The following is a 12,131-nucleotide window of genomic DNA, read 5'->3' on the forward strand; positions in this document are numbered from 1 at the left end:
TGTCCCTCCCGCCGGTGGCCGTCCCGGCGGCCACCGGCGAGACGCGGGTCACGGCAGGGAAGGGGTGAGCCAGGCGTCGACCTCGATCCGGACGGTCCGCCCGATGAGGATCGACGGCGCCCGGATGCCGACCGACCTGCGGTCCAGCTCGCCCGTGGCGCGGACCCGCAGCCAGGGGCCGTCGGTCTCGGCGGCGCCGGTCACGGTCAGCGGCGCCGACGTGCCGCGCACCGAGAGCACACCCTCGGCGGTCCACGAGCCGTCGTCCCGCGGGGTGAACCGCTCCGCCGTCCAGACCATCGTGGGGTGCCGGTCGATGTCGAGCAGGCGCGGTTTGCGCAGATCGGCGTCCCGCCTGGCGATCCCGGTGTCGAGGCTGTTCAGGTCCATCTCGGCCCGCACCGCCGCCGGGCAGCCCTCGGCGTCGAGCCGCAGCTCGCCCCAGCTGCAGGCGACCGAGCCGTGCGCCTGCGTGCCGAGGTTGCCCACCGAGAAGGTGACCCGCGTGCGGCTGTCGGAGACGGTCCACGTCCCGGCGGCCAGCAGCGGGGCGGTCACGACCGCACCGCCTGCGGGATGTCCGCACGCACGACGCGGCCGAGCACGGCGCGGTCGAGGCCCGGCAGCAGGGCGCGGTCCTCGCCGGGCAGCAGCGGGGTGTTCTGGATGCGGTCGCTGACCTCGGTGTGCGTCTCCAGGTCGGTGGCCGTGCCGACCACGACGATGCGATGGTCGGCGGACCGGAACACCAGCACGCCCACGAGGCCCTCGACGTCGCGGATCGCCGGGTCGATCCGCTCCCGGCCGCCGCGCTCGGCGGCCTCGGCCACGGCCGGGTTCCCGGCGCTGTTGACCCAGCCGACCTGGGCGAACAGGGGGGTGCGGCCGGCGGCGGGGCCGTCGGTCCGGTCGACCAGGCGGTAGACGCGCTCACCGGCCGGCGCGGACTGCTCGTCCGGCCAGAACGCGATCGTGGTGCTCCCCGAACCGTCGAGGTGCGCGACCTCGATCGCGCCCGCGGGTGCCGCGCCGCTCGGCGGGGTGGGGTGGACGGTGGCGAACACGGGGTGCTCCCTCCGGTTCGGGGACCGGTGGTTCCGGTCCCGGCGCGGAGAACGATCCGGCGGCGAACGGGCCGCGACATCCGTGGAACCACGCAACCGCGCCACTGAAACGGGCTACGCAGGGCACCCGGCCGCCGGGATACTGCGCGCCGTGTTCGTCGGACGCGCGGCCGAGCTCGCGGAGCTCGCGGGGCGCCTCGCCGCGGTCGCGGACGACCGGGGCGGGCTGCTGCTGCTCTCGGGGCCGGCGGGCATCGGCAAGACCCGCACCGTGGAAGAGGCGGTGGCCGGCACACCCGCGGTGGCCTGGGGCCGGTGCGTGGACGACCCGGGCGCTCCCCCGCTGTGGCCGTGGCGCCGGGTGATGCGCGCGCTGCCCGCCGTCCGGGCGGTGGTCGACGGAGCGCTGTCGGGCGTCGAGGGGGCCGCCGATCTCGAGGCCGCCCGCTTCGCCCTGGTCGCCACCACCACCGAGGCGCTGCTCGACGCCGCCGAACCCGGCGGGCTGGTCGTCGTCCTGGAGGACCTGCACTGGGCCGACGAGACGTCGCTGCGGCTGCTGCGGCACCTCGCCGGCGAGCTGCCCCGCTCCCGGCTTCTGGTGATCGGCACCTACCGCGACCCGTCCGGCCCGGCCGGCGAGCGGCTGGACGCGGTGCTCCCCGAACTGCTGCGCGGGCCGGCCACCCGCGCGCTGCCCCTCGCCCCGCTGACCGAGGACGACGTCCGCGCCTACCTGCCCGGGGCCCCGGACGACGCGGTCCGGGCCGCCCACCGGCGCAGCGGCGGCAACCCGCTCTACCTGCGGGCGGTGGCACGGGCGCCGGCGGACGGCGCCGACGACGGCGGCACCGAGCTCCGGCACCTGGTCCGGACGACGCTCACCGCGCTGCCGCCCACCGCCCTGGACCTGCTCGACAGCGCCTCCGTCCTCGGCGAGGAGGTCGACGCCGGCCGGCTGGCCGCCGTCACCGCCCGCGCGGCGGACGGGGTCGGGGCCGATCTCGACGCCGCGGTGGCGGCCGGCGTGCTGACCGCGGTGCCGGACCTCCCGGGACGGCGGCGTTTCGCCCACGCGGTCGTGCGCGACGCCATCTACGCCGACCTCTCCCCCAGCCGGCGCGAGGAGCTGCACCGCCGCGCGGCCGTGGCGCTCGAGCAGTTCACCGGGGACGACGACTCCGGGGCCGGCGTGGTCGCCGGCCACTGGCTGCGCGCGGCCTCGGACGGGCCGGAGCTGCTCCGGGCGGCGTCCTGGGCCCGGCGCGCCGCGACGGCGGCCACCCGGTCCCTGGCCTTCGACGAGGCCGCCCGGTTCCTGGCGACCGCGCTGGACGCCGCGGAGCGCGCCGGGACGGAGCCCGGCGAGCGTGCCGAGCTGCTGCTCGAACTGGCCACCGCGGAGTTCCGGGCCGGGCGGTTCGGCGAGAGCCTGGTGCACGCCACCGCCGCCTCCGACGCCGCGGCGGCGTGCGGCCGGAGCGATCTGCTGGCCCCCGCCGCGCTCACGGTCCACGACATCGCCGCCCCCGGCTTCCCCCCGGCGGTGATGCGCATGTGCGAACGGGCGCTCGCGGTCCCCTCGCTACCCCCGGCGCTGCGCGCCCGGCTGCTCGCCCAGTCGGCCTCGGTGCTCGCCGACGCCGGACGGATCGGCGCCGCCGCGGCCCACTCCGCCGAGGCCCTCGCGCTGGCCGAGCGCAGCGGGGACCCGGAGGCGGTGCTCGATGCCGTCCGCGCCCGCATGAAGGCCAGCCCCGCCGCCCTCGACCGGCAGGAGCGGATGCGGCTCGGGCTGCTGGCGATCGAGCACGCCGCGACGACGGGGCAGCCCCTGGTCGAGCTGTGGGGCGCCAAGTGGCGGATCGACGCGGCGTTGGAGGTCGGCGACGGCGCGATCGTGGAGGACGAGCTGGCCCGGGTCACCGCGCTGGCCCGGCGCACCCGGCTGCCGCTGGTCCGGTGGCACGACCTGCGGCTGCGGGCGTCGGTCGCGGCGCTGTACGGCCGGTTCGACGAGGCGATGGCGCTCAACGACGAGGCGCGGGTCATCGGCGAGGAGGAGCTCGCGCAGGACATCTCGGCAGCGGGCATGTCGGCCGCGTTCCTGTACCAGCACGCGCTGGTCACCGGTGTGGAGCTGGACGTCGAGCGCTTCGCGCCGCGGCTCCTCGAGACCGCGGGTGACACTCCGATCGTCCTGACCAGCCGGGCGGCGGTCTCCCTCGTGAGCGGGCGGCGCGAGGAGGCGGCGGCGCGCTACGCGCAGCTGCGGCCGCGGATGGCCGAACGCGACTTCGTCGAGGCGGCCGGCGTGGCCGAGAGCCTCGTCCCCCTAGTCGAGCAGTTCGGGGACGCCGGGGCGGCGCGAGATCTGGCGGCGGTCCTCGCCGGCATGCCGACGATCGCGGCCGGGGGCGCCGGGGTCTACTGCTCCGGGTCGCCGGACGCCCTGCGGGGGCGGCTCGCCGTCGTCCGGGAGGAGTGGGACGAGGCGGTGGCGCGGTTCGAGGAGGCGCTGGCCTCCGACAGCCGCACGGGAGCCCTCCCCGCCGTGGTCAACGACCGCGTCGGGCTGGCGGGGGCGCTCCTCGGGCGCGGGCGGGCCGTCGACCTGCCGCGGGTCCGCGAGCTGGCATCGGCCGCCCGGACCGAGGCGCACCGGCTGGGCATGCCCGGGCCCGAACGGCGGGCGGCCGTGCTGGTGGAGCGGGCGGGCCGGGCGGCCCGCGCGGCGGACCCGCTCACCGATCGGGAGCGGGAGATCGCCGCGCTCGTCGCCCAGGCGCTGTCCAACCGGCAGATCGCCGAGCGGCTGGTCCTCTCGGAGCGCACGGTCGAGAGCCACGTGCGCAACATCCTGGCCAAGCTCGGGCTGGCCAACCGGACAGAGCTGGCGACGAGGGTCAGCGGGCCTTCCGTGCGCCGCTGACCAGGTCGGCCCGGGCTCGGCGGCAGTCGTCGCAGACGGCCATCCAGACGCTGTGCCGCAGGCACCGGACAGGTCGGTCGGGGATGAGCTTCTTCTTGTCGAGGTCGTGCTGGTGGATCACCCCGGACTCAACGGCGTCGGCCTTCCCAGGATGCCCGGTCGCGACGGTGTCTCCCGCCACGTTCACAGGAGCGCGTCGACGGCGCGGTGCGCGTCGCTGATGCAGGCGGGGACGCCGACCCCCTCGAACGCGGCGCCGGCGATCGCCAGCCCCGGCACCTCGGCGACCGCGGCCCGGATCGCGGCGACCCGCGCGGGGTGCCCGACCTGGTACTGCGGCAGGCCACCGCCCCAGCGCTGCAGCGCCGTCTGCACCGGTTCGGGCCGGTCGAGCTGCAGCAGGTCGGCGACGTCGGCGACGACGGCGGCGGTGAGGTCGTCGTCGTCCCGCTGGAGCTGGGCCTCGTCGCGGAACCGGCCGACCGACGCGCGCACCAGCAGACCCTCGCCGAGATGCGGCCACTTGGCCGACGAGACGGTGACCCCCTTGACCAGCCGGCCGGTGACCGGAGGGACGAGCAGCCCCGATCCGGCCGCGACCTGCTGCGGGGGGAAGGCCATCGCGACGACGGCCATCGACGCGTACGGGATAGCGCTCAGCGGCTCGACCGCCTCCGGCACGACCGCCGACAGCAGCCGGGCCGACTTCTGCGCGGGTGCGGTGACCAGCACCGCATCGGCGGTCAGGGTCTCCGGCCGGGCGGCCGGGCCGATCGAGAGCTCGAACCCGCCCTCGATCCGCCGCAGCCCGTGCACCGGGTTGCCGAGCCGCACGTCGGCGCGAGCGGCGGCGACCAGCGCCTCGGGCAGCGCACCGATGCCGTCGGAGACGGTCACGAACACCGGCCCGTCGGCGTCGCCGCGGCTGCGGGCGCCGGCGTCACGGGCGGCGGCCGCGGCGGCCAGCACCGACCCGGCGCGCGGCAGCTGACCGGCCAGCGCCGGCATGGTCGCGGCCAGCGACAGCTCGTCGGCGCGCCCGGCGTAGACGCCGCCGAGCAGCGGCTCGACCAGCCGGTCGACCACCTCGTCGCCGAGCCGCTCGCGCAGCAGCACCCCGACGCCGACGTCGCCCTCGAGCGTCACCGGGGGCAGGTCGGACTCGGCACGCACCCGCGCGACGCCGTCCGGCGACAGGAATCCCTCGAGGTCGTCGGCCGAGGCGGGCACGCCGAGCACGGTCCCGGCCGGCAGCGGGTGCCGCCCGTCGGGCAGGACGACGGAGGCCTGCGTCGTCGCCGGCGCGACGAGCTGATCGGCCAGCCCGAGCTGCTCGACCAGGCGCACCGCCTCGGGAACCCGCGCGAGCATGGCCTCGGGGCCGGTGTCGTACCAGTGCCCGGCGAGCCGGATGCGGCGCAGCTTGCCGCCGATCCGGTCGCCGGCCTCGAGGACGACGATCTCGTCGTCCGGACGGCGCCGCCGCCACTCGTACGCGGCGGCCAGACCGGTGATCCCGGCCCCGACGATCGCGATCCTCATCGCGCGGACAGCTCGTGGACCAGCTCGACGACGTGGGTCAGCATCCCCGGATCGGTGTCCGGCAGGACGCCGTGGCCCAGGTTGAACACGTGCCCACGGGCGGCGCGGCCCTGCTCGACGACCCGGCGCACCTCGCGGTCCACGGTCTCCCGGTCGGCGAGCAGCACGGCCGGGTCGAGGTTGCCCTGCAGCGAGTAGCCGGGCCCGACCCGGCGGGCGGCCTCGTCCAGCGGCACCCGCCAATCGACCCCGACGACGTCGGCCCCGGCGTCGCCGATCAGCGGCAGCAGCTCACCCGTGCCGACCCCGAAGTGGATGCGGGGGACGTCGCGCTCCCCCAGCCCGTCGAAGACCGCGCGCGAGTGCGGCAGCACCCGCTCGGCGTAGTCCGCGGCCGACAGCACGCCGGCCCACGAGTCGAACAGCTGCACGGCGACCGCGCCGGCGTCGACCTGGGCGCGCAGGAAGGTCGCCGCGGAGACGGCCAGCCGGTCCAGGAGCCGCGACCACGCCTCGGGCTCGGCGTACATGAACGCCTTGGTGCGCGCGTGCTCCTTCGACGGACCCCCCTCGATCAGGTAGGTGGCCAGCGTGAACGGCGCACCGGCGAAGCCGATCAGCGGCGTCGGCCCGAGCTCGGCGACCAGCTGGCGGACGGCGGTCTGCAAGAACACCAGCCGCTCCGGCTCCAGCGGCGGCAGCGCGTCGACGTCGGCGACCGAACGCACCGGATCGGCCACGACCGGGCCCACACCCGGCTTGATCTCGATGTCGACGCCCGCCACCACCAGCGGCAGCACGATGTCGGAGAACAGGATCGCCGCGTCCACGCCGTGCCGGCGCACCGGCTGCAGGGTGATCTCGGTGACCAGGTCCGGGTCCTGGCAGGCCTCGAGCATCGCGGTCCCGGCCCGCAGCGCGCGGTACTCGGGCAGCGACCGGCCGGCCTGGCGCATGAACCACACAGGGGTGCGGTCCACGGGGAGTCCCCGGGCGGCGCGGACGAGACGGGAGTCGGCGGCGGTGCTCACGTCCGCCCATCCTCCCAGAACGTTCCGGCCACCCTTCGCGACCAGGGGATTACGGACGGGAACGGGCAGGCCGTGCGCGGCGTGGCGGCCCCACAGCGGCCGTTTCGGCCCTACCCTCCGAAGGCGTGGAGCCGCACAGCCTGGCCGGCAGCGGAGCTGCGGCCGGCGAGGAGCCGCCCGCTGCGTTCCGGACCGCCCTCGACGCGATCGCGACCGTCCGCGCCCGCCCCGAGATCGTCCTCGAGACGATCCCGGCGCCGCAGCGTCTCGCGCCATGGGCGCACGCCCTCGGCGCGCAGGTCTTCGAGCCCGACGGGGACGACGAGGTCGAGGTCGCCAACGGCCGGTTCATCGTGCTGTTCGACCCGAACGGCCACCAGGCCTGGGACGGCACCACCCGCTGCGTCGCCTACATCTCGGCCGTCACCGACGAGACGCTGGTCGACGACGCCATGTTCTCCGAGGTCGCCTGGAGCTGGCTCACCGACGCCCTCGCCGACGCCGGCGCCGGCTCCCACGCGGTCGGCGGCACGGTCACCCGGACGGCGTCCACCCGCTTCGGCGACCTGGCCGGACCCGAGCACTCGGTCGAGGTCGAGCTGCGCGCGTCGTGGACCGCCGAGGACAACGCCGCGCTCGACCGGCACCTCACGGCCTTCCTCGAGGTGCTGGGCACCGCGGCCGGGCTGCCGCCGCCCGGTGTCCACCTTCTGGGTCCCTCCGGCCGCGCGAACGGCGAGACCACCTAACATCGCAGGGCGGCCGCGCCTGCTGCACGGCCACGAGACTGCGAGAAGGTGGACGGGAACTGAGCACCGCGCCCTTGGGAGATCCGGCCACGCCGGCGCCGGACGACGAGGCGCCCACCGCCGTCCCCCTGCTGGCTCCGCGCGACGGGCTGCCGCCGGTCATCGACACCTCGACCCGGCTGGTCGAGTACGCCGAGGCCCTCGGGTCGGGCAGCGGCCCGGTCGCGGTCGACGCCGAGCGCGCCTCCGGCTACCGCTACGGCCAGCGGGCCTACCTCGTGCAGCTGCGCCGCAACGGCTCGGGCACCGGGCTCATCGACCCCGTCCCGCTGCCCGACCTCTCCGTCGTCCAGGCCTCGATCGTCGACGAGGAGTGGGTGCTGCACGCGGCCAACCAGGACCTCCCCTGCCTGGCCGAGATCGGGCTGGTGCCCAAGCGGATCTTCGACACCGAGCTGGCCGCGCGGCTGGCCGGTCTCCCCCGCGTCGGGCTCGCCGCGGTGGTCGAGTCGCTGCTGGGCTACTCGCTGGTCAAGGGCCACTCCGCCGCGGACTGGAGCACCCGGCCGCTGCCCGAGGAGTGGCTGGTCTACGCCGCCCTCGACGTCGAGGTGCTGGTCGACCTGCGGGACGCGCTCGCCGCGATCCTCGAGGAGCAGGGCAAGAGCGAGTGGGCGCGGCAGGAGTTCGACGCGATCCTCGCCGCCGGGCCGCCGGCGCCCAAGCAGGACCCGTGGCGGCGGACCTCCGGCGTGCACGGGTTGCGCACCCGCCGCCAGCTCGGCGTGCTGCGCTCGCTGTGGCAGGCCCGCGACGACCTCGCCCGCCGTCGCGACATCGCCCCGGGCCGGGTGCTGCCCGACTCGGCGATGGTCTCGGCCGTGCAGGCCGATCCGCGCACCGAGGCGGCTCTGCTGGAGCTGCCGGTCTTCCGCGGCCGCGCCAACCGCAAGCTGGTCGGTACCTGGTACGGCGCGATCGCCCGCGGCCGCGAGCTGCCGGAGTCGGACCTGCCGCCGCAGAGCCGCCCGGGCGACGGGCCGCCGCCGGTCAACCGCTGGGCCGACCGCGACCCGGCCGCCGCGACCCGGCTGCAGCAGGCGCGCGCGGGTCTGGCGACGCTGTCGCAGCAGTGGAACGTCCCGGTGGAGAACCTGCTCTCCCCCGACCTGGTCCGCCGGCTCATGTGGAGCCCGCCGGAGCCGCGCACGGCCGAGACCGTCGCCGAGACGCTGCGCGCCGGCGGGGCACGCGAGTGGCAGGTCGAGCTCACCGGGCCTTTGCTCACCGAGGCCGTCGCCGCCGCCTGATCGGGTGACGACCGGGCCGGGTTCTTGTTGCGAACTTGCAGGTCTGCCCGCAATTTCGAAAAGCGACACCAACTCACGGAATCTCGTTATGCCATCGTTACTAACGAGGCCTCTCGCTGCCCTACTGTGACGCAGCGCACGTTCCACGATCTCGCGAAGCGGACTTCGCACCCTCCTCTGAGAAGGCTGAGGTTTTGTCGTGAACCTGAGGAACTCCGGACTCGCCACGCTGGCGGCGGTGAGCGTTCTCGCCCTGGCGGCGTGTTCGAACAGCGGTGGGGGTGGCAACTCCGCCTCGGGGAGCAGTGGGGGCGCCGAGAAGCGCGCCTGTGTGATCCTGCCCGACGCCGCCTCCTCCAACCGGTGGGAGAACGGTGACCGCCCCGCCCTGGAGAAGGCGTTCAAGGACGCGGGCTTCACCACCGACATCCAGAACGCGCAGGGCGACACCAGCAAGTACTCGACGATCGCGCAGCAGCAGCTCACCAAGGGCTGCGGCGTCATGCTCCTCGTCGACTACAACAACGCCGGCGTCCAGGTGACGGAGAAGGCCAAGTCGCAGGGGATCCCGGTGATCGCCTACGACCGCCCGATCCAGGGTGCGGACTACTACGTCTCCTTCGACAACTTCCACGTCGGTGAGCTCGAGGGCCAGATGATCGTCGACGGGCTCAAGGCCGGCGGCAAGGACCCGGCGACGGCGCAGGTCGTCTACGTCGGTGGCGACCCGACCGACGGCAACGCCAAGCAGTTCCACGACGGCGCCGACAGCGTCATGTCCGCCGCGGGGATCAAGCCGGCGTTCGAGACCCAGGGCACCTGGGACGGCGCCAAGGCCGGCACGTTCTTCGAGCAGGCCTACACCGCCCTCGGCGGCAACATCGACGCCGTCTGGGCGGCCAACGACACCAACGCCGCGAGCGTCATCTCGGTGCTGGACAAGAACGGCAAGACGGTCCCGGTCAGCGGCCAGGACGCCAGCCCCGCCGCCCTGCAGAACATCCTGCTCGGCAAGCAGGCCGGCACGGTCTACAAGCCGTTCCAGCTCGAGGCGAAGGCCGCCTCCGACCTCGCCATCCAGCTGCTGAACGGCGAGAAGCCGAGCGTCGACAAGAAGACCGACGACGGCACGCCGTTCATCGCCGAGACGCCGATCGTCGTCAACGCCGACAACATGCAGCAGGTGTTCGACGACGGGAACGCCAACGTCGCCGACGTCTGCAAGGGCGACGTCGCCGCCATCTGCACGCAGAAGGGCATCAAGTAGCACCACCGGACGCCCAGGGTGGACGCCGGCCGCGCCTCGCGGTCGGCGTCCACCCGTCCCGTCCAGCAACGATCAACAGCGCTGCCGGCAGGCAGCCCCCCGGTTGCACAGGTGAGGACCTTCCCGTGGCCGTACCGATCATCGAACTCCGTGACATCCGCAAGAGCTTCGGCCCCGTCGAGGTGCTCAAGGGGGTGAACATGAAGGTCGAGGCCGGCAAGGTCACGGCACTGGTCGGCGACAACGGCGCCGGCAAGTCCACCCTGATCAAAGGCCTGTCCGGCGCCCAGCCGTACGACTCCGGCGACATCCTCTTCGAGGGCGAGGCGGTGACCCTGGGCACGCCGCGCGAGGCCGCGGCGCTCGGCATCGAGGTCGTCTACCAGGACCTCGCCCTCTGCGAGAACCTCGACATCGTGCAGAACATGTTCCTCGGCCGCGAGGACGTGCACCTCGGGATGCTGGACACCCCCGAGATGGAGAAGAAGGCGGCGGCGACGCTGCAGTCGCTGTCGGTGCGGACGATGAAGTCCGTCCGGCAGAAGGTCTCGTCGCTGTCCGGTGGCCAGCGCCAGACGGTCGCGATCGCCCGCGCGGTGCTGCAGAAGGCGAAGCTCGTGATCCTGGACGAGCCGACCGCCGCCCTCGGTGTCGCGCAGACCGAGCAGGTGCTCGCGCTGGTCCGACGCCTCGCCGCCGCCGGCGTGGGAGTGATCATCATCAGCCACAACCTCGCCGACGTCTTCGAGGTCGCGGACTACATCAACGTGCTCTACCTCGGCAACATGGTCGCCCAGCTCAACGCGGGCGCGACCAACTACAACGAGGTCGTCAGCTACATCACCGGGGTCCGGACCGACCACACGCCCCTCGAGGAGGTCCTGTCGTGACCACCACGCCGGAACGGTCCACCGAGCAGTCGTCGAACCCCTCGACCAACACCGCGGCCGAGACCGCCGCCATCGGCGAACCGAGCACGATCGCCACCGGTCACGAGGGCACCGTCCGTGACCAGGTGAACAACTACATCCAGCGCGTCCGCGGCGGCGACATGGGGATGCTGCCGGCGCTCGCCGGCGTGATCGTGCTGGCCATCCTGTTCGGCTCGCTGAGCCCCTTCTTCCTGACCCGGCTCAACATCGCGAACCTGCTGACCCAGACGGCCGCGCTGATGATGCTGGCGATCGCGCTGACCTTCGTCATCCTCATCGCCGAGATCGACCTGTCGGCCGGTGTCACCTCCGGCGTCGGCATGGCGATCTTCGTGCTGCTGGTCAACAAGCAGGACTGGAACTGGGTGCTCGCCCTGGTCGTGGCGCTGCTCGCCGGCATGGTGATCGGCACGTTCATCGGCTACTTCGTGGCCAAGGTGGGGATCCCGTCCTTCGTCGTCACCCTCGGTCTGTTCCTGGGATTCCAGGGGCTGAACCTGGTCCTGCTCGGCGACGGCGGCCTCTACCGGATCGAGGTGCCCCAGGTCGTCGCGATCATGAACTCGTCGATGCCGATCTGGGCCGGCTGGCTCATGCTCGCCGTGGTCGTCGCGGTCTCGGCCGGGACCCAGCTCTACGACCGCGCGCGGCGCCACCGCGCGGGCATGCCGGTCCGGCCGATGAGCCTGCTGGCCGCTCGGGTGGGCGCGTGGGTGATCGGCGGCGGCTTCCTGGTCTTCCTGCTCAGCCAGAACCGGTCCACCAGCATCGTGGAGATCAGGGGCGTCCCGATCGTCGTCCCGATCGCGCTGGCGATCCTCTGGATCGGCACGTCCGCGCTCGACCGCACCCGCTGGGGCCTGCACATCTACGCGGTGGGCGGCAACCCCGAGGCGGCCCGGCGCGGTGGCATCAACGTCGCGCGGCTGCGGATGTCGGCGTTCATCCTCTGCTCCACGCTCGCCGTCGTCTCCGGGCTGTTCTCCGCGAGCCAGACCGGCACGGTCGAGCCGTCCGCGGGCCGCGACATCGTGCTGTCGGGTGTCGCGGCCGCCGTGGTCGGCGGGGTGAGCCTCTTCGGCGGCCGGGGCCGGCTGGTCCAGGCCGTGATCGGCGCTCTGCTGATCTCGATGATCACCAACGGGCTGGGGCTGCTCGGCCTGCCGGCCGGCATCACCTTCCTCGTCACCGGCGGCGTCCTCATCCTGGCCGCCACCATCGACGCGCTGTCCCGCCGCCGCTCCGGGGCCTCGTCGCTGGCCCGGACGTAGGCCGCTGCCCCGGTGGGCGGCCACGGCCGCCCA

The 12,131-nt window shown here is 74.3% G+C and carries 11 protein-coding genes; 6 read left to right on the forward strand and 5 right to left on the reverse strand.

Annotation, left to right across the window (positions count from 1 at the left end):
• Nucleotides 1–48 precede the first annotated feature (48 nt).
• Both GGQ55_RS26245 and GGQ55_RS26250 read right to left on the reverse strand, forming a co-directional pair.
• On the reverse strand, nt 49–558 hold the full coding sequence (locus GGQ55_RS26245) for a YceI family protein (RefSeq protein WP_179721973.1): 510 nt from the start codon (nt 556–558) through the stop codon (nt 49–51).
• Nucleotides 555–1,064, reverse strand: a complete 510-nt coding sequence (locus GGQ55_RS26250) for a hypothetical protein (protein WP_179721975.1) — start codon at nt 1,062–1,064, stop codon at nt 555–557. Before GGQ55_RS26250 ends, GGQ55_RS26245 begins: the two co-directional genes overlap by 4 nt.
• A gap of 151 nt (nt 1,065–1,215) precedes the next feature.
• On the opposite strand from GGQ55_RS26250, the gene GGQ55_RS26255 reads away from it, so the two are divergent.
• Nucleotides 1,216–3,996 carry an ATP-binding protein gene (locus tag GGQ55_RS26255; protein WP_218859454.1) on the forward strand — a complete coding sequence of 927 codons (2,781 nt, stop codon included), beginning with the start codon at nt 1,216–1,218 and terminating at the stop codon, nt 3,994–3,996.
• Here GGQ55_RS26255 and GGQ55_RS26260 read toward each other — a convergent pair.
• The 3 genes from GGQ55_RS26260 to hemE are packed head-to-tail and all read right to left on the reverse strand — an operon-like array spanning nt 3,971 to nt 6,569.
• The gene (locus GGQ55_RS26260; protein ID WP_179721977.1) at nt 3,971–4,177 is read right to left on the reverse strand and encodes a hypothetical protein; all 207 of its coding nucleotides are present in this window, start codon (nt 4,175–4,177) and stop codon (nt 3,971–3,973) included. The two genes, GGQ55_RS26255 and GGQ55_RS26260, sit on opposite strands and share 26 nt — an antisense overlap.
• Nucleotides 4,178–4,179: 2 nt before the next feature.
• The gene (gene hemG / locus GGQ55_RS26265; RefSeq protein ID WP_179721979.1) at nt 4,180–5,538 is read right to left on the reverse strand and encodes a protoporphyrinogen oxidase; all 1,359 of its coding nucleotides are present in this window, start codon (nt 5,536–5,538) and stop codon (nt 4,180–4,182) included.
• Nucleotides 5,535–6,569 (reverse strand): uroporphyrinogen decarboxylase, encoded by a 1,035-nt coding sequence (gene hemE, locus GGQ55_RS26270; protein WP_179721982.1) that lies wholly within the window; start codon nt 6,567–6,569, stop codon nt 5,535–5,537. Before hemE ends, hemG begins: the two co-directional genes overlap by 4 nt.
• A gap of 125 nt (nt 6,570–6,694) precedes the next feature.
• Here hemE and GGQ55_RS26275 point away from each other — a divergent pair, with 125 nt between their 5' ends.
• The 5 genes from GGQ55_RS26275 to GGQ55_RS26295 all read left to right on the forward strand — a co-directional run bounded on the left by GGQ55_RS26275 (nt 6,695) and on the right by GGQ55_RS26295 (nt 12,098).
• The gene (locus tag GGQ55_RS26275) at nt 6,695–7,318 is read left to right on the forward strand and encodes a DUF3000 domain-containing protein (RefSeq protein ID WP_179721985.1); all 624 of its coding nucleotides are present in this window, start codon (nt 6,695–6,697) and stop codon (nt 7,316–7,318) included.
• Between the two features lie 74 nt (nt 7,319–7,392).
• On the forward strand, nt 7,393–8,628 hold the full coding sequence (locus GGQ55_RS26280) for an HRDC domain-containing protein (RefSeq protein WP_246323875.1): 1,236 nt from the start codon (nt 7,393–7,395) through the stop codon (nt 8,626–8,628).
• Nucleotides 8,629–8,959: 331 nt separating this feature from the next.
• The gene (locus GGQ55_RS26285; RefSeq protein WP_218859455.1) at nt 8,960–9,895 is read left to right on the forward strand and encodes a sugar ABC transporter substrate-binding protein; all 936 of its coding nucleotides are present in this window, start codon (nt 8,960–8,962) and stop codon (nt 9,893–9,895) included.
• Between the two features lie 125 nt (nt 9,896–10,020).
• A complete protein-coding gene (locus GGQ55_RS26290) occupies nt 10,021–10,785 on the forward strand; it encodes an ATP-binding cassette domain-containing protein (protein ID WP_366490303.1) in 765 nt (254 codons plus the stop codon).
• Nucleotides 10,782–12,098, forward strand: a complete 1,317-nt coding sequence (locus tag GGQ55_RS26295; RefSeq protein WP_218859456.1) for a sugar ABC transporter permease — start codon at nt 10,782–10,784, stop codon at nt 12,096–12,098. Before GGQ55_RS26290 ends, GGQ55_RS26295 begins: the two co-directional genes overlap by 4 nt.
• The last annotated feature ends 33 nt before the right edge of the window (nt 12,099–12,131 follow it).

Origin of the sequence: Petropleomorpha daqingensis, from assembly GCF_013408985.1 — a bacterium.
GTDB lineage: Bacteria > Actinomycetota > Actinomycetes > Mycobacteriales > Geodermatophilaceae > Petropleomorpha > Petropleomorpha daqingensis.

What these genes read in the sequence shown, in the direction of transcription:
- hemG (WP_179721979.1), bottom strand. Translation starts at nt 5,538, where the DNA reads ATGAGGATCGCGATCGTCGGGGCCGGGATCACCGGTCTGGCCGCCGCG.